This is a genomic window from Pseudomonas sp. 7SR1 (assembly GCF_900156465.1).
Taxonomy (GTDB): Bacteria; Pseudomonadota; Gammaproteobacteria; order Pseudomonadales; family Pseudomonadaceae; genus Aquipseudomonas.
On record NZ_LT707064.1, the window covers coordinates 1194067 to 1210754 of the forward strand.

General features: G+C 59.4%; 19 protein-coding genes and 1 tRNA gene. 10 read left to right on the top strand and 10 right to left on the bottom strand.

Translation table 11 applies throughout. From position 1 onward, the window contains the following. Positions 1 to 37 precede the first annotated feature (37 nt). The gene (locus tag BW992_RS05460; protein ID WP_072397772.1) at positions 38 to 484 is read left to right on the top strand and encodes a hypothetical protein; all 447 of its coding nucleotides are present in this window, start codon (positions 38 to 40) and stop codon (positions 482 to 484) included. Between the two features lie 12 nt (positions 485 to 496). On the opposite strand, the gene BW992_RS05465 is transcribed toward BW992_RS05460, so the two are convergent. Next, a complete protein-coding gene (locus BW992_RS05465) occupies positions 497 to 949 on the bottom strand; it encodes a hypothetical protein (protein WP_072397771.1) in 453 nt (150 codons plus the stop codon). A 513-nt stretch (positions 950 to 1462) separates the two neighbouring features. Between BW992_RS05465 and BW992_RS05470 the strand changes: the two genes are divergently transcribed. From BW992_RS05470 to BW992_RS05500, 7 genes are all read left to right on the top strand, one after another. Next, complete coding sequence (locus BW992_RS05470) at positions 1463 to 2236, top strand: ABC transporter ATP-binding protein (RefSeq protein ID WP_072397770.1); 774 nt, start codon at positions 1463 to 1465, stop codon at positions 2234 to 2236. Between the two features lie 13 nt (positions 2237 to 2249). Further along, on the top strand, positions 2250 to 3005 hold the full coding sequence (locus tag BW992_RS05475) for an ABC transporter substrate-binding protein (RefSeq protein WP_072397769.1): 756 nt from the start codon (positions 2250 to 2252) through the stop codon (positions 3003 to 3005). Between the two features lie 75 nt (positions 3006 to 3080). Further along, entirely contained in the window at positions 3081 to 3776 is a 696-nt protein-coding gene (locus BW992_RS05480) for an ABC transporter permease (RefSeq protein WP_072397768.1), read from the top strand. Beyond that, positions 3773 to 4462, top strand: a complete 690-nt coding sequence (locus BW992_RS05485; RefSeq protein ID WP_072397767.1) for an ABC transporter permease — start codon at positions 3773 to 3775, stop codon at positions 4460 to 4462. Before BW992_RS05480 ends, BW992_RS05485 begins: the two co-directional genes overlap by 4 nt. Further along, positions 4443 to 5696: a methyltransferase gene (locus BW992_RS05490; RefSeq protein WP_072397766.1), complete on the top strand. Its 1254-nt coding sequence runs from the start codon at positions 4443 to 4445 to the stop codon at positions 5694 to 5696. The genes BW992_RS05485 and BW992_RS05490 overlap by 20 nt, the downstream gene beginning before the upstream one ends. Positions 5697 to 6006: 310 nt before the next feature. Beyond that, complete coding sequence (locus BW992_RS05495; protein ID WP_072431693.1) at positions 6007 to 6852, top strand: FkbM family methyltransferase; 846 nt, start codon at positions 6007 to 6009, stop codon at positions 6850 to 6852. A 54-nt stretch (positions 6853 to 6906) separates the two neighbouring features. Continuing rightward, positions 6907 to 6982 (top strand) — tRNA-Thr (locus BW992_RS05500). Between the two features lie 410 nt (positions 6983 to 7392). Here the strand turns inward: BW992_RS05500 and BW992_RS05505 are convergent. Then, entirely contained in the window at positions 7393 to 8352 is a 960-nt protein-coding gene (locus BW992_RS05505) for an alpha/beta fold hydrolase (protein WP_083714535.1), read from the bottom strand. A gap of 323 nt (positions 8353 to 8675) precedes the next feature. Between BW992_RS05505 and BW992_RS05510 the strand changes: the two genes are divergently transcribed. Further along, positions 8676 to 10283 (top strand): methyl-accepting chemotaxis protein, encoded by a 1608-nt coding sequence (locus BW992_RS05510; RefSeq protein ID WP_076405734.1) that lies wholly within the window; start codon positions 8676 to 8678, stop codon positions 10281 to 10283. 50 nt (positions 10284 to 10333) lie between these two features. Here the strand turns inward: BW992_RS05510 and BW992_RS05515 are convergent, their stop codons facing one another. The 3 genes from BW992_RS05515 to BW992_RS26865 form a co-directional block, all read right to left on the bottom strand. After that, positions 10334 to 11011: an RES family NAD+ phosphorylase gene (locus BW992_RS05515; RefSeq protein WP_072397763.1), complete on the bottom strand. Its 678-nt coding sequence runs from the start codon at positions 11009 to 11011 to the stop codon at positions 10334 to 10336. Then, entirely contained in the window at positions 11011 to 11421 is a 411-nt protein-coding gene (locus BW992_RS05520) for an MbcA/ParS/Xre antitoxin family protein (RefSeq protein WP_072397762.1), read from the bottom strand. Before BW992_RS05520 ends, BW992_RS05515 begins: the two co-directional genes overlap by 1 nt. Positions 11422 to 11556: 135 nt before the next feature. Continuing rightward, positions 11557 to 11763 carry a hypothetical protein gene (locus tag BW992_RS26865; RefSeq protein ID WP_143147066.1) on the bottom strand — a complete coding sequence of 69 codons (207 nt, stop codon included), beginning with the start codon at positions 11761 to 11763 and terminating at the stop codon, positions 11557 to 11559. A 79-nt stretch (positions 11764 to 11842) separates the two neighbouring features. Here BW992_RS26865 and BW992_RS05525 point away from each other — a divergent pair, with 79 nt between their 5' ends. Beyond that, positions 11843 to 12769: a LysR family transcriptional regulator gene (locus BW992_RS05525; RefSeq protein WP_072397761.1), complete on the top strand. Its 927-nt coding sequence runs from the start codon at positions 11843 to 11845 to the stop codon at positions 12767 to 12769. On the opposite strand, the gene BW992_RS05530 is transcribed toward BW992_RS05525, so the two are convergent. The 5 genes from BW992_RS05530 to BW992_RS05550 all read right to left on the bottom strand — a co-directional run bounded on the left by BW992_RS05530 (position 12686) and on the right by BW992_RS05550 (position 16409). Beyond that, positions 12686 to 13003, bottom strand: a complete 318-nt coding sequence (locus tag BW992_RS05530; protein ID WP_076405736.1) for an AzlD domain-containing protein — start codon at positions 13001 to 13003, stop codon at positions 12686 to 12688. The genes BW992_RS05525 and BW992_RS05530 overlap by 84 nt on opposite strands. Further along, positions 12982 to 13695, bottom strand: coding sequence for an AzlC family ABC transporter permease (locus BW992_RS05535; protein WP_072397759.1), 714 nt, complete (start codon positions 13693 to 13695; stop codon positions 12982 to 12984). Before BW992_RS05535 ends, BW992_RS05530 begins: the two co-directional genes overlap by 22 nt. Continuing rightward, complete coding sequence (locus BW992_RS05540; protein WP_172834649.1) at positions 13692 to 14129, bottom strand: GNAT family N-acetyltransferase; 438 nt, start codon at positions 14127 to 14129, stop codon at positions 13692 to 13694. Before BW992_RS05540 ends, BW992_RS05535 begins: the two co-directional genes overlap by 4 nt. A gap of 13 nt (positions 14130 to 14142) precedes the next feature. Then, complete coding sequence (locus tag BW992_RS05545; protein WP_072397758.1) at positions 14143 to 14889, bottom strand: 2OG-Fe dioxygenase family protein; 747 nt, start codon at positions 14887 to 14889, stop codon at positions 14143 to 14145. 233 nt (positions 14890 to 15122) lie between these two features. Beyond that, a complete protein-coding gene (locus BW992_RS05550; protein WP_072397757.1) occupies positions 15123 to 16409 on the bottom strand; it encodes an OprD family porin in 1287 nt (428 codons plus the stop codon). Between the last annotated feature and the right edge of the window lie 279 nt (positions 16410 to 16688).

A 16688-nucleotide genomic window follows, 5' to 3' on the forward strand; every position in this document is an offset into this window, starting at 1 on the left:
GCAACGCCCCTCCTGACAAACTGGAACCCGAAGCCCAATGGCCTCATTGAACAAGCAGCAGAAACGCGCCAAACGCGCAAAGGAAAAAGCCAAGCAGATTCGCATGAGCGGCCGCAAGGCCTCGCCCATGTACGGCGATCCTGCCTACGCCACCGCCCAGCCACCGGTCTATGTACTGGAACTGTTCGCCAAGCTGCGCGAAGCCGAGGCCATCGGTCGCGGCGAACTGCTCGACACGCTGCTGTCCTCCCTGAGTGTGATGATCGCTGAGCGACCAGGCCTGCTGGACCTGAAAAACGCCGAGAACGAAAGCATGGCGGCCACCAACCTGGCTGCCGACATGCTGGTGGACTACCGCATGTGGACCGATGACATGGACCGCGAAACGGCACAGCGCTGGCTCAGCACGCCGGAGTTCATCAAGGATTTCAGCGAAGCGCTGGACCGCTATCGCCAGTCCATGGAAGAACCGGCCGGCGAATAAACCTGTCGTCGGCTATTCGTCACTGTTCCAATGGAACACCAGCTTGCGTGGAGCGCCACTGCCGATGTTGGCGGTGTCGCGCCGCTCCTCATCGTTACGTGTCGCCACCACCGTGTATTTGCCCGGTGGCAGTTGCACGAAAACCAGAGGTCCGGCCTGATCCAGCGTCAGCAGCGTTTGCCCGGACGCATTGCCAATAGCGATGTCCACATCCGCGACATACCTGTTTTCCGGCCCGATCGCGAAGGTCACGTGCAGGTTATACCCCTGGGCCTGGCTGATGGCGCGGGCTTCATCCTCACCGATCCCACCGGACAGATAAGTGATGCCGTTCTGCTGCAACGGCTGGACCTGCACACCGGAGCTGTCGATGGGGGCGAGGTTGGTGGCGTTGAGCGCCAGGATAGGAAACAGCAGCGCCACAGCCGCAAGGGAAGACAACAGAACGCACCGGGTCAGTTTCATGGCGAAGACTCCAGGATCTGGAAAACAACTTCACACGAACACACCTTTGATCCGTAACGCCCGACGTGGTTTAGACCGATTGGAAGTAGGCCGTAGAACGTACCGCTCTCCTGGACCGTTCTTGGTACTCGACACAGCAATGAGATTCAGCGCTGCAGAACAAAAGCGCACGCCAGAAATTCCTCGCTCCTGCCCGGCCGTTCTGCCCTGATGCGGCCGGTATCCAAGCGCAACGGCAACGCTTATCCGTTAACCCTTCCAACCCCCGCCCAAAGCTGGCACCATCGCGCCTTTTTTTACGCAACTCCCCGGGCTCTTCATCGGTAAACAGGGTTCAAACGGCCGTTCGGTTGTTGATGGCGCGACAGTCTGCTGTGCCTATGCGACAACCTGCCACACATCACCGGTTTACCACCCGCAGCGCTGTTGGCTGTCATTCGGACGCATGCTAGCTTGGCCGCCTCGCCAGGAAGGCCACCAACAGCAAGGGAGCACATACCATGAGGACCGCACATGGCCCAGGCCACGCCCGCGCTTGAAATCCGCAACCTGCACAAACGCTACGGACAGCTGGAGGTGCTCAAGGGCGTCTCGCTGACCGCCCGCGACGGCGACGTGATCTCGATCCTGGGTTCGTCCGGGTCCGGCAAGTCCACGTTCCTGCGCTGCATCAACCTGCTGGAAAACCCCAACCAGGGCCAGATCCTGGTGGCCGGCGAAGAGCTCAAGCTCAAGGCCGCGAAAAACGGTGAGCTGGTGGCCGCCGACGGCAGGCAGATCAATCGCATGCGCAGCGAGATCGGTTTTGTATTTCAAAACTTTAACCTCTGGCCGCACATGAGCGTGCTCGACAACATCATCGAAGCCCCGCGCCGCGTCCTTGGCCAGAGCAAGGCCGAAGCCATCGAAGTGGCCGAGGCCCTGCTGGCCAAGGTCGGCATCGCCGACAAGCGTCACGCCTACCCCGCCGAGCTGTCCGGCGGCCAGCAGCAGCGCGCGGCCATCGCACGTACCCTGGCCATGCAGCCCAAGGTGATTCTGTTCGACGAGCCCACCTCCGCCCTTGACCCGGAAATGGTCCAGGAAGTACTTAGTGTGATCCGCGCCCTGGCCGAAGAAGGTCGCACCATGCTGCTGGTGACCCACGAAATGGGCTTCGCCCGTCAGGTTTCCAGCGAAGTGGTGTTCCTTCATCAGGGCCTGGTCGAGGAGCAAGGATCGCCACAGCAGGTCTTCGAAAACCCGCTTTCGGCGCGCTGCAAACAATTCATGTCCAGCAACCGCTAACGGAGCAGTACATATGCAGATCTACAAGAAGTTTTTCCTGGCCGCTGCCGCCGGCCTGGTGTTCTCTGCCAACGCCATGGCGGCTGAAAAGCTGCAGATGGGCATCGAAGCAGCCTACCCCCCCTTCAACAACAAGGACGCCAGCGGTCAGGTCGTAGGCTTCGACAAAGACATCGGCGATGCCCTGTGCGCCAAGATGAAAGTCGAGTGCGGCGTGGTCACCTCCGACTGGGACGGCATCATCCCGGCCCTGAACGCCAAGAAATTCGACTTCCTGATCTCTTCCCTGTCGATCACCGAAGAACGCAAGCAAGCGGTGGATTTCACCGACCCGTACTACTCCAACAAACTGCAATTCATTGCGCCCAAGAACGTTGACTTCAAGACCGACCCTGCCACTCTCAAAGGCAAGATCATCGGCGCTCAACGCGCCACCCTGGCCGGTACCTGGCTCGAAGACCTGGGCGACGACGACATCACCATCAAACTCTACGACACCCAGGAAAACGCCTATCTGGACCTGACTTCCGGTCGTGTCGACGCGATCCTGGCGGACAAGTACGTCAACTACGACTGGCTGAAGACCGATGCCGGCCGCGCCTACGAATTCAAGGGCGATCCGGTGGTGGAAAGCGACAAGATCGGCATTGCCGTGCGCAAGGGTGACAATGACCTGCGCAACCGGCTCAACGCCGCCCTGAAGGAAATCGTTGCCGACGGCACCTACAAGAAAATCAACGACAAGTACTTCCCGTTCAGCATCTATTGATCCTGACGTGCCTGGCCGGTGCCGCTCCCCGCGGCCCCGGCCCTTAGCAAAGCCTGCCGATATGAACACGTACCCATGATCATCGACCTCTACGGATTCGGCCCGGCGCTCGCCGCCGGCGCGCTGATGACCGTCAAGCTGGCGCTCTCGGCCCTGTGCCTGGGGCTGGTGCTCGGCCTGCTCGGCGCCTTGGCCAAGACTTCACCGTACAAGCCCCTGCAATGGCTTGGCGGCACCTATTCGACACTGGTCCGCGGCGTCCCGGAATTGCTCTGGGTGCTGCTGATCTACTTTGGCACCGTCAACCTGATGCGTGCCATGGGCGAGTATTTCGGCCTCCCCGATCTTGCCCTCGATGCCTTCACCGCCGGCGTCATCGCCCTTGGGCTGTGCTTCGGCGCCTATGCCACGGAAGTCTTTCGCGGCGCGATCCTGGCGATCCCCAAGGGCCACCGTGAGGCCGGCGTGGCCCTGGGCCTGTCGAAATGGCGGATTTTCACCCGGTTGATCATGCCGCAGATGTGGCGCATCGCCCTGCCCGGCCTGGGCAACCTGTTCATGATCCTGATGAAAGACACCGCCCTGGTCTCGGTGATCGGCCTGGAAGAAATCATGCGCCACACGCAAATAGGCGTGACCGTGTCCAAGCAACCGTTCACTTTCTACATGGTGGCGGCGTTCATGTACCTGGGCCTGACGATCCTCGCCATGGCCGGCATGCATGTGCTGGAACGACGAGCGGCCCGCGGCTTTGCCAGGAGTACCCAATGAACTGGGAAGTCATCATCAAGTGGCTGCCGAAACTGGCCCAGGGCGCGACCCTGACCCTGGAGCTGGTCGCCATCGCCGTGCTCGCCGGCCTGCTGCTGGCGATTCCGCTGGGCATCGCCCGCTCTTCTCGCCTGTGGTACGTACGGGCGCTGCCCTACGCCTATATCTTCTTTTTCCGTGGCACGCCGCTGCTGGTCCAACTGTTCCTGGTCTATTACGGCCTGGCGCAATTCGATGCCGTGCGCAGCAGCGCCCTGTGGCCGTACCTGCGGGATCCGTTCTGGTGCGCCACGGCCACCATGACCCTGCACACCGCAGCTTACATCGCCGAGATCCTGCGCGGCGCGATCCAGGCCATTCCCCGTGGCGAGATCGAGGCGGCACGCGCCCTGGGCATGTCGCGGCCCAAGGCGCTGTTCTACATCATCCTGCCCCGCGCCGCGCGAATCGGCCTGCCGGCCTACAGTAACGAAGTGATCCTGATGCTCAAGGCCAGCGCCCTGGCCAGTACCGTGACCCTGCTGGAGCTCACCGGCATGGCCCGCACCATCATTGCCCGTACCTACCTGCCGGTTGAGATCTTCTTCGCGGCCGGTATGTTCTATCTGTTGATGGCGTTTGTGCTGGTGCAAGGCTTCAAGCAGCTGGAGCGCTGGTTGCGCGTCGATGCCTGCCAGGGACGCTGAAACGGTCGTCTTGACGGGCGAGGCATTACTCGCCCGCTTCAGGGCGCTGGACGCTTTTCTCACTGCGCACCAAGGGTTGTGGAAACCCCGGCCGTTCACCCATCTGCAACTACCCTGGGAAACGTCCTACCCGGAGTTAGCCCAATGGCTACGCCGACGTTCGCTGGAAGAGGCGGAAAATGACCATCACCAGCCTTGGCTGATTGAAAACGCCCCCGCACCGTTTCCCGAATGGGCGGCTGTCGCCCATGGGTTGAGCACGATCGGCCCACTGCCTGGCATGGCGCTCGAAGCGCCTGCCCATCGCCTCGACGTCGAGGTGCCCGGCCGCAAGTGGCAGCAGATCGAGGCCTTCGCCAGTCGCCTGGACTTTTCCAGCGAACCGAGCCATTGGCTCGACTGGTGCGCCGGTAAAGGCCATCTCGGCCGGCGCCTGCTGCGCGGCACACAGCGCCTGACCTGCCTGGAATATGATCCGGCCCTGGTCGCCAACGGCCAGCAACTGAGCCAGCGCCACCACCTGAGCGCCACCCATGTGCGACAAGACGTGCTGGCGCAGGACGCAGCCCAAGCGATCCACTCCGAACACACGCCTGTCGCCCTGCATGCCTGCGGCGACCTCCATGTACGGCTCATGCAACTGGCCAGCGCCGCCCATTGCAAGCAGATGGCCATCGCACCGTGCTGCTACAACCGCATCGGCGCCGAACACTACCAACCCCTGTCCGACGCAGCCAAAGGTTCTGCCTTGCAACTGTCGCTGGAAGACCTCGGCCTGCCACTGAGCGAAACCGTTACCGCCGGCGCACGGGTGCGAAGGCAACGAGACCACTCCATGGCCTGGCGCCTGGGTTTCGATCTGCTGCAACGGCAAATCCGGGGTAGCGACAGCTATCTGCCGACGCCCTCGCTTCCCACGTCCTGGCTGGAGAAAACCTTCGCCCAATACTGCACCGATCTGGCGGCCCTGAAAGACTTATCCACAATCGGCTCGCCTGACTGGGCAGCCTTGGAAGCAGCGGGCCATCAACGCCTGGCCCAGGTACGCAACCTGGAGTTGCTACGAAGCCTGTTCCGCCGTCCCCTGGAGCTGTGGCTGGTTGTGGACAGGGCTCTTTTTCTGATTCAAGAAGGCTATGAGGTTCGCCTTGGGACCTTCTGCGAAGCGACCCTGACACCTCGAAACCTGATGCTGTTGGCTGAGCGTTGCGCAGAAGCAACACCCTGTGGATAACTCTGTTGATGAAATACACCTGGATCCAATAAATTCGCCATTTCCTGACCGATTCAAGGCTGGTCATTTTTTATTCATATGAATAAAAAACCATGAAAACAGGCATTTGCACGCAAACGCGAAAGCTGTCACAGAATTACAATATTCCTTGCGCCTGACCCTGCCCGTTGTGCATAAGCGCCCAATCAAAACGACATAACCGCCGAATCCTAGGGTGCTCTGCGCCAACAATTGCACCCACCGTGCCCGTGCAGTACAACAGTTCCATTTATCGTGACAGACACCCTGCCGACGCACTCAAGGACTGACCGTGACGTTCATCTCCTACGCACAGAACTTCGAAGACATACGCCTGTGGCGCGCCCTCCAGTCGGTGGAAAACGGCTTTTATCTCGACGTCGGCGCAAACCATCCGACAGACGACTCCGTGACCCGGGCCTTTTATGACCACGGCTGGCGCGGAATCAACATCGAACCGGTGTCGACCTATTACGAAGCGCTCTGCCAACAGCGCCCCAATGACATCAACCTGCAATGCGTGGCGGGCGAAAACGCCGAAAGCCTGACCTTCTACACCATCGCCGACACCGGCCTGTCCACCGTCGAGGCCAGCGTCGCCCGGCAGCACCGAGAATCCGGCATGGATGTGCGCGAACAGACCGTCCAGTCCCGCACCCTGGCCTCGATCTGCGAGCAATACGCCCAGGACCGCCCCATCCATTTCCTGAAGATCGACGTCGAAGGCCATGAAGAAACCGTGCTGCGAGGCATGGACTTCAGCCGCTGGCGGCCGTGGATCATCCTCATCGAAACCCCATGGGCCCGCGACCAGGCCTGGGAAAGCCTGGTCACCAACACCGGCTACCAATCCATCCTCTTCGACGGAATCAACACCTATTACCTCGCCGAAGAGCACCTGGCCCTCAAACCCGCCTTCGACATCCCCCCGTGCAACCTCGACGGTTTCCAGTTCTGCAAAGGCCACAAATTCAGCCACCCCACCGGCGACACCGAACACCAACTCGCCCTCGCCCTGCAACGCGCCGAACGGGCCGAAGCCCAACTCAGAGCCATCCAGGACAGCCGCACCTGGCGAGTCCTGCACAAATTACGCAACCTCCTGCCCCGCCCATCGCCACGCCCCGCGCAAAAATAGTCAGAATTCAGGGGTTTACAGAAATCCCCCAATGGCTATAATCGTCGCCCACACGCCGGTATAGCTCAGTTGGTAGAGCAACTGACTTGTAATCAGTAGGTCCCGGGTTCGACTCCTGGTGCCGGCACCATACAAAACAAAGCCCTCGCAGAAATGCGAGGGCTTTGTTGTTTCCGGGTTTTGGTAATTCCCTGAAGCCGACTTGCCGCGATCAGACCAAAGAGGCCTTACCTCCATCGACAGCCAAACGTTATCCGCATGCCTGCCCGTTACAATTCAATATCAGCGCAACGTTGACGGACTCTCACTCCTACCCGTAATGCCCCCCAACACACCCGCCAAGCCTAGGTTGAGCCTGTCAGCAAGCTCGAATCGTGCGGTTTTTCTGGCCTGGAGAAAACTACATGAGGCCCTTCGACAAGCCGGCCAGTTGGTGGGTCATGCCCGTGAACAGCAGTGGGCGAGACGTTTTGATGCGAGGACGTGAATTCAAGGACGGCGACATCCGTTTGCACCGTTGGCTTGCGAGGCTCTCCGTGATCAGTTGCGCAGAAAATCCAGGATAGCCTGGCTGGTGAACTGCATTTTCTCTTCAAGGACCCAATGCCCGGTGTTTTCCAGGATCAAGGATTGCGGCTGCGAGGTAATGTGCTGCACCTGCGTGAATAACGTCTTGCCTCTGGAATGATCCCCACCGATGGTAAGCACCGGTATGTTCAGCTTGTGCTCGGCAAACGCCTGATTGTCATTGGCGTCATGCTCTACCCAGGCAGAATAAAGCTTGAATGCCGCCTCCATGCGTCCGGGTCGGGAATAATCCTTTACCAAGGCGTCCCGCACCTCGTCGGGCACCCGGGGATTGTCGTTGTATACGAACTCATCGAAGAACATGTCCAGGTAATTTCTTTCCTTACCTTCGATCATCTTTATGGCTGTGGCGCCAAAGAAGCGGAAGTGCCACTTGCTCGTAGTGCCTGTGGCAGGGTTACCGTTATAGGGAATCTCCCATCCGGGAATGCCGGGTATGAACCCGTCCATCAGCACGATATGCGTGGTTTCCTCGGGATAAAGAGCGCCATAGGCATAGGCGATAATCAACCCCATGTCATGACCGACGATATCCACCTGCTTGATACCCAGCGTCTTGATCAGCTCATGAAGATCCAGGGCCATGTTCTTTTTGTCATAGCCGCTTGCTGAGATCTCCGTTTCTCCGGCACCCCGATAATCCGGAACGATCGGGGTGTAGCCGGCGCGTAGCAGTCTCCCCATCAATGCTTCCCAATTACGCCAGCTTCCCGGAAAACCGTGGACCAGCAAGACCGGCTTCTCGCCGTTTCCGCTTACCAGATAGTGCATGCGGATGCCGTTCACGTTCGCGTATTCGCTTCTGAATTTATCGCCATTCACGACAACGCCGCGCTTTGCCAAGGCAGCGCTCGCCTGGTTGGAAGCCATCGAATCGAACAAGCAAAGCACTGACGAAATCAGCTTCTTCATACACAGACCACCTTGATAAGCCAGAGCCATACGCAATGACTCGCCGTATTCAGAAGCTCTCTTCGGCGACCAGTTTCAATTCAACTCAACCAGCAGACTACTGTCAGGAATGACAGTGCCGACCAACGGCGAACCCGATCTGCCCCGCCATTACCGCGCCACGCTCCGATTCAGGTGCAAGCCCTTTTTCAGCCAGAAGTGTCATGCAGTCTTCAGCCAATCGTTATTGCCGCCGATACCCCGAATAAGAGCATCACTTTCCCAAGGCTCCGCCGACGCTCAACTACACTTGCCCAAAATCCTCGCCTCAGGAGCAGTCGGCGATGAAAATCCGCACCAAGATCATCGGCTCGGGGTTGGTCAGTCTGATTTTTGCACTGCTGCTCGGTGGCATCGGGTTGTGGGGATATCACTCCATGACCGAAGCCCTGGTGCAGAACGAGACCAGTATCTCGGCCATGCGCAAGCACATGGAGGCGGACATGATGCACGACGCCATTCGTGCCGATGTGCTGGCTGCGTTGCTGGTGGCGCCGGGCGATGCCGGGGCGGCCAAGGAAGTCACCGAGGCGTTCGATGAGCACACGGCGCGGATGCGCAAGGTCATTGCCGAGAACGCCGAAGCGCAGCTGCCAGAGGATGTGGCGCAAGCGATCGTCGAGCTGAAACCCCAGGTGGAAACCTATATCGACAAGGCCAGGCAGGTCATCGGCAAAGCCTTGAGTGGCGCCCAGGATGGTCGTGCGTTACGGGCGGAGTTCGATCAAGCGTTTTCGGCGCTCGAAGAGCGCAACGAGGTCGTGAGTGAACTGATCGAAAACCAGGCCCACTCGTCCCGCCAGCATCAGGATCGAAGCATCCATGCCTCGGAACGCTGGTTGATCGTGACGCTGCTGGCTACCTGCGTGGCGCTGGCACTGCTGTCCTGGAGCCTGCTCAAGGCGGTGCTCACGCCGTTGAACAAGATCATTCTCAACACCCAGGCGATTTCCCAAGGGGATCTGCAGCGGTCGATGGGCGCGCATGGCAAGGACGAGCTGGGCCAATTGCAAAGTGTGATCGAACAGATGCAGGCCAACCTGCGCCAGATGATCGCCACGATCCGCAACCAGAGCGATGAACTGCACGATACCTCCCGGACCCTGGGCGATACCGCACGACAAATTGTTTCCAGCGCCGACCACCAGGCCCAGAGTGCCACCAGCATGGCGGCGAGCATGGAGCAGATGATGGCGAATATCAGCCAGATCCATGAACATGCCGACAATGCCCGGACAATTTCGGCACAGTCCGAACAACTGGCGAGCAGCGGCGGACAGGTGATTCTCGGGGTGGTGGAAGGCATGAGCCGCATCGCCGAGGTGGTGAACCAGTCCTCCGTCAAGATCACGGCCCTGGACGCTTCGTCCGAAGACATTCATTCCATCATCCAGGTGATCAAGGGCATCGCCGAGCAAACCAACCTGCTGGCCTTGAATGCCGCCATCGAGGCCGCTCGCGCGGGTGAGGCAGGCCGCGGCTTCGCGGTAGTGGCCGATGAAGTGCGTAACCTGGCGGCTCGTACAACCCAATCCACCCAGGAAATCACCGCGATGATCGAACGCATCCAGGCCAACGCCCGGGATGCGGTCGCGAACATGCAGGCTTGCGTCAGCAGTGTCGATGAAGGCGTGAACCTGGCCCAACAGGCCGGGGTCTCTATCAGCGAAATCCGCTCGGGTGCCCGGCATGCCGCCGAAGTGGTGGAGGAGATATCCCTGACCATCGCCGAGCAATCGAAGGCCAGCGATGAGATGGCCCAGCGGGTAGAGTCGATTGCCGAGCAGTCACGGGAAAATACGCGGTCGATTCACAACCTGACGCAAACGGCGGATCAGCTCAACGATGCGGCCGGCTCGATGCAGGCATCGGTGCAGCAGTTCAAGATCTGAAGGCTGGCCCGGCCTCGCCTTGGCCCAGGATGCCCTGGGCCAAAAACCGCTCACACCTGGCTCACCTCGAACACGAACGAAATCTCGCGCTTCTGGGCACTCCAGACGTACCGGATGTGTTTACCCTGCACTGGAATGGAAACCGCAGGCGGTCGAAACGCGGCGACACATTCGTGGCCGGCCAGACGAACGCTGTTGTAGAGCAGGCCCCAGGACAGGCTCTCGCGCAGTTGCCGGGCGAATACCTGGGACGGGCCGTAGGCATCGGGGTCCGGGTTGTGCAGGTGCGGGTAATCGTGGCGGATGTCGTGCAGCGGCTTCACCACCTGGTTGACGTAGGTCCGCATGGTCAATTCCAGGTCCGGTTCGTTGGTCGCCCCCAGGAATCGCGCCTGGTGATAACAGGTCTCGGCGATGGCGGCCTCCTGGCTGCTGGCGGCGTAGTAGACGCCGAAGGTGCCGTCGCTGAAGCGGCTGCTCTTGCCGATATGGGTAAACGCCGCCATCACCGGCGAGGAACCCGGCCCCGACACACGGTCTTCGGGACGCACGCGTGACAATACCCCCGCCTCCTCCATCAGCCGGTCATTGGTCAACGCCTCCAGGGCATAGGCGGTTGGCAGGTCCTCCGGATCGAGCACATCTTCGAACAGCGTGATGGGTGGGAAGCAGCTGTTGACGATCCGGTAGGCGCGCGTCCATTGCGGGTCCGCCAGTGGGGGGGTCATCAGCCGCGCACTCCATCCAGGTATCGCCGCACGTCGGCAATGTCCACCACCCGTCCGGCCAGCATATAGGACAGCGCCGATTGACCATTGAATGGCGCCGCGGTGTTGGGCGTGCTGACCCATTGATAGGCACGGTCCCGGCTGTTGCTGAAGATGATGCTCAATGCCTTGTGAATACCCATGAGATAGGAGATGCGCTCCAGAGTGTCACGCGGCAAGCGTATGTTGGCCGGCAGTTGCTTGTATTTATAGAAGGTGGTGTTTCCTACCTTGCCCAGCAACGTCCGCTGTTGCTCGACGCTACAGCCCCACAGCTCCATGAGGTTGAAGAAGAACTTCAACGCGACTCGACCCGCATCCGGGGAGTCCAGCTGTTGTTGTGCGTTGAGGGTGATGGAAGACGTGGCCATGGAATCAGGACTCCGTTGTTACCGGTAATGCCTAGAGAATAGTACACATACGGATATAAATTAAGTTTTAATTCGCAAACGAATAAACACGACCGAGCGTGATTGTTCCTCAAGGCAACTTGGTGAGCATCAATTTCATCCATTACACCGGCGTTCGGATATCAGCCAAGGCTTTTTCTTTCCTGGGAAATTTCTACCGGGGCCGCAGGCAAAGCCCTCACGAGGCGAACTGAACCATTCAATAAACGCCAAACCGGCAAAAAAATCGAAATCCGCATAAGCTCCAACCATCGCCTGCCGAGCTTTTCGCGACAAAATCGCGACAACCACGGCAAGGTGCATGATGATAGCCGCATGTACTGCCTGACCCGGGCCAGGTACACAACAATAGCGAGCCCACTTAAGCAGAGGGCATTACCTCATGGATAGCAGAACCTTACGCAACCTCATGCGCATCGTGCAGACCGGCTCCCTGTCGGCGGCAGCGGAGCATTCGTGCCTCACGGTGCAGGCATTGGCGGCGCAACTGAACAAGGTAGAGGAGCAATTCGGTTTCCGATTGTTCCGGCGTTCGAACAAGGGGCTGACGTTGACGAGCCAAGGCTCGGAACTGACCCCCTTCATGGATCAGGTACTGGTGGCTACGCGACAGTTGGAAGAAAAGGTCGCGGCTCTCAAGAAGCCTCGACAACGCACACTGAAAGTGGCGCTCAACACCACCCTTCCGGCGGAATTCAACCGACGATTGATCGATAGGCTGATCGCCGTCTTTCCTCAATATCAACTGGAGTTCAGCTACGCCGAATCCATGGAGAACCTGAGCAAGCTCAAGAACGAGGAGTTTGACCTGGCGATCCTGATCGGGCCGCAGCAGAGCGGCTTTTCCAGTATCGCGATGCCGGATGTGCAGGTCCGGGTGGTGGGCGCTCATTGCGGTGACGAGGACGATCCGCTGGGGTTGCTGGGCGACAGGTTCCAGGTGCGTCCGGCACAGGAGTGCCCGTACTCCCACAGCTTCCTTCGTTTCCTCGATGCCGGCCTGGGCGAATACGGTTCGAGCCAGCGCATGGTGTATTCCTGCAGTGAAACGCTGACCTTGTCGTTGATCACACAGCTCGATGGGCTGGGACTGGTCTCCAGGGAAGCGGCGCTGCACAACGGCCTGGCGATCTTTCCGGATTTCGAAGACTTTCTCGAAGTCCGCCTGGCGGTGAACAACCCGGAGCTGTCCGACCAGGCGCTGCACGACGTGGTGGACCTGAAGCTACAGGAACGAGCCGAGCGCGATATACGCCGCCGTGCCCACCGCCACACTGAGAAACAGGTTACGGCTGAAATACGCACATAGCAGCGTCGGAATCGCGGCATAGAACTCCGGGCGATCCAGTTGTATCTGCTGATCCTTGATCAACAGCGGGGTGAGGCTGATGGCAGCGACGATCGCCACCGGCAGGTATTCGAGGGCACGGGCGACGAAGGGCGGCCAGTGCTCCGTATTGACCTGCAACGGCAAGGCGCGGGGCAGGAAGGTCACGGCCATCATCAGGACCACCACCAGGATCAGGAACGTTTGGTCAGGCATACGCCTACCCCGCAGCCAACGAACGTGGCGATGAAGACGTTGAACGGCGAACTGCCCAGCAGGCTCAGCACGCCCATGCAGACAACGGCCGCCAGGGCCGCGATCAGTTTGTTGCGGGTGTCGCACAACGAAACCAGCACGTAGAGCATCATCGCCGTCAGTGCGTAATCGAGCTGGTACTTGATCAGGTGGGCGGCGTATTGCGCGCAAACGGCGCCCAACAAGCCACCAAGCACCCATGAGGTATGGCAGAACAGGTTGAAACCGATGAGGTAGCGCACGCTGACCGGCGCCCCGCTGCCGAGCTTGACGCTGTGGAAGGCAAACGATTCGTCCGTGAGCCCGGCGGCGTAGCACCAGCGTTCGAAACGACTGAGCCCCAGCGCGCGCAGGGCCTTGGCCATGTAGACCGACATCAGCATGTGTCGCGCATTGATCAGGAACGTGGTGAGCACGATGGTGGTCAGCGACGCCCCGCTGGAAATCAACGCCAGCGCGGCGAACTGTGAGGCGCCTGCATAGACGAACAGGCACATCGCGACCGGCAGCCACAAAGGCAACCCGGCGTTGACCGCCATCAGACCGAACACAAACGAAACCGTAAAATAACCCGCCACCACCGGACTGGCTTCAGCGAAGGTGCGCGAGGCTTGTGGTTCGACCGCCAGCGGCTGGCTGGAAGTCTTGCTCATAAATCCCTCTCGAAAGTGATTTCACCCCGGGGTTCGTAGAACCCCTGGGCCGCCCAGAAACGCTTGCCGGCCAGGTTAGCATCGTCGACGAACAGGAACATGCGCAACACGCCCACCCGTTTCATGTCGGCCGATGCCGCTTCCACCAGGCGCTGGCCCAGGCCCCGGGTACGATAGCCCGGGCTGACCGCCAGGTGATTGATGGTGCCACGGGTACCGAGCCTGCCGCCAATCACCGCGCCGACCACTTCACCGCTGGCATCGATGGCCAGGTAGGCCGTGGTGGTCTCCTGGAGAATGACCCCACGCAGGAATCGAGCATCCTGCCATTCGCAGAACGATACTTCGTCGAAGCCGCGAAAGAACTGCTCCATTCTTTCCGCATCCCTGACCATGGCCCGGCGCAACATGACCTGTTGCACCGGATCTTCCATGGGTTCGAGCTGTTCAGCGAACAATGTCAAAAGCGGTCCCGGGCCGCGAGAAGGAAATCGCCAGGATCTGCCTGAACGCCATTTCATGGCTATGGACGTTTCGGGCCGGGGTCACGTAGTGACGCATGTCGCGGTCGAGGAAGAAGGTAGTGTCGAGGATGTCCTCGTAGGTGGTCGCCGCCAGTTGCTCTTCCTGGGGGCTGTACAGCCGGCTTTCCGCGCCTGCCACGTTATGGCGGCCCCAGAAGTGCACGCCGCTGAACGGGTAGCCGTCGCAGTGAATCCCTTCGGGAGTGATTTCCAGCTGCTTGCCAGGCTTGATCTCGATGCGGATCTGATGGATCTGGCACTGCCAGATTTCATCATGCAGCTCTTGTGGAAGGACGTTTTTATAAACTTCGAAGTCCGTATCGATCAGGCTGCGCATCACGGGCGAGTTGATCACTTCGTTGGAAAAATCCTGGAAGTGCCGCTCCAGTCCTCCGACATAGCTGTTGTTGGCCTTGGACTGGATGTAGGCCCGGTGTTCGAGCTGCTTGAGCTCACGGGTCTTCGGGTTGTATTCGAAGTCGCTGTAACGACGAAAACGCATGCCTGACTCGGCCTGGCCGTAATAACTGTCGGGCTCCATGTTTTCCCAGCTTTTGGTCAGCCGGACAAAGTCGCCGAAATGACCGTAGAGATTGAAGTCTCCACCGCGGACGTTAACGTATTTGTCACGTCGAAGCGCTTCGCCCACTTCCCTGTTCAGAACGATCATTTTTATCAGGTCTCCACTGCATTGAGCGGCCTAATCTAGTAGGTGCAGGATTTACGTCCATGAGAAAGAATTTGAGGCATTTCAAGCCTTGCTTGAAACGATGGGGGAAGGTCCGTCGGCACGACTTTTTATCGGGAAAAAGGTCGTTTTCAGTGGTATTTCTGGCGCCAAAAGATAAAAAACCCCCGAATTGGATTCGGGGGTCTGTTCAAACTGACTGACGCGATCTGCTATCAGAAGACGTTGATCGGGTAATCCACGAAGACCCGCAGCTCGTTACCGCTGACGTTGTACTCGCTGGACTTCTGCGAGACACGCAGCACCGAGCTGCGCAATCTTACGCTCAGGTCCTTGGCCGCACCGCTCTGGACCACGTACTTGAACTGGTTGAAGATTTCCCGCTCGGTCCCGCCTTCGCTGGTGGACGTGGTGATGTTGTCGCCGCGCACATATGCCACGTTGTAGGTCAGCCCGGGGATGCCGAAGGTGGTGAAATCCAGACCGTAGCCCAACTGCCAGCTGCGCTCGTCCTCGGCGTTGAAGTCCGACCAGTAGGAGTTGGCCAGGTAGATCGTGTTACCGCCATCGCCCACCCGATTCTGTCCCCGCTGGTATCCGCCATAGGCATAGCCCAGGTTGCTGTCGCCGGTGCTGCGCTGATGGGCGAGGGTGAAGCTGTGCGGTCCGGTGGCGAACGTCGCGGCCAGGCTCCAGATCTTGTTGTCGTCGCCGGTGACGTTGTTCTCGCGAACGTAACTGTTATCCAGCTTGGTGCGATAGCCGTTGAAATCCAGGGTCAGGGATTGATCCTTGGCCAGCGGGAACACGTAGTTGGCATTGACGTATTGTTTCTTCAGCACGTCCTCGACATCCGAGGCATACAGGGACGCCTTGAACTGCTCGGTGAACTGATAGCTGCCGCCCAATACGTTGATCGACTTCAGGCCACCGCTGTCACGGCCTTCGGCGCTCTTGCGCGACTCGGCGGTGAAGCGCCCCGCATTCAGCTCCAGGCCCTTGATCTCCTTGGAGGTGATCAGGGTGCCGGTGTAGCTTTCCGGCAGCAGGCGCGAATTGTCGTAGCTCAGCACCGGCAGAGCCGGCATCTGGTCACCGTAGGCCAGCACCGTGTTGGAAACGCGGAATTTGACTGCCGCACCGAACTTGGACAGGTCATCCGCGGCGTTGCCACTGTCGCCCTGCTTGAAGAAGTCGATGCCTTGCGCGCCGCTACGGCCCTTGCCACCGTCCAGACGCAGCGCGTACAGGCCAAAGGCATCCACTCCCACACCGATGGTGCCCTGGGTGAAACCGGACGAGAACGTACCGATAGCGGCCTGGCCCCACTCGGCCTTGTCCTCGTTGCCGTCCTTGTAGTCGCGGTTCATGTAGGCATTGCGCAACAGCACCTTCAGGCTGCTGTCCTCAACGAACCCCTTCGATTGTGCCTGGTCGTTGGCCATGGCGTGTGTCGTGCTCAAAATCCCCAATGCGATCAGACTGATGCGCTTGTTCAACATGATTATTTTCCTTATACGGGTTGATACGCACTGCGACCGGCAACCGAAACGGCGCTTTTTGCGCTCTTTTCTCGGACTCTTGCTCCTGGAAATAATGAAAAGGCCCGCCCACGAGCGATCGTGTCGGGCCTTTTTATTATTTAAGAGTCATGGCTGTTGGCCACAGGCGTAGGCGAATCCTATTCGCGCCGCTAACAATGTGTCAATTTCGTGAATCGTCTGTAATCAGGCGAAAAACGACTAATAACTTTCAAAAACGGAATATGCCCCAAGGGCCGC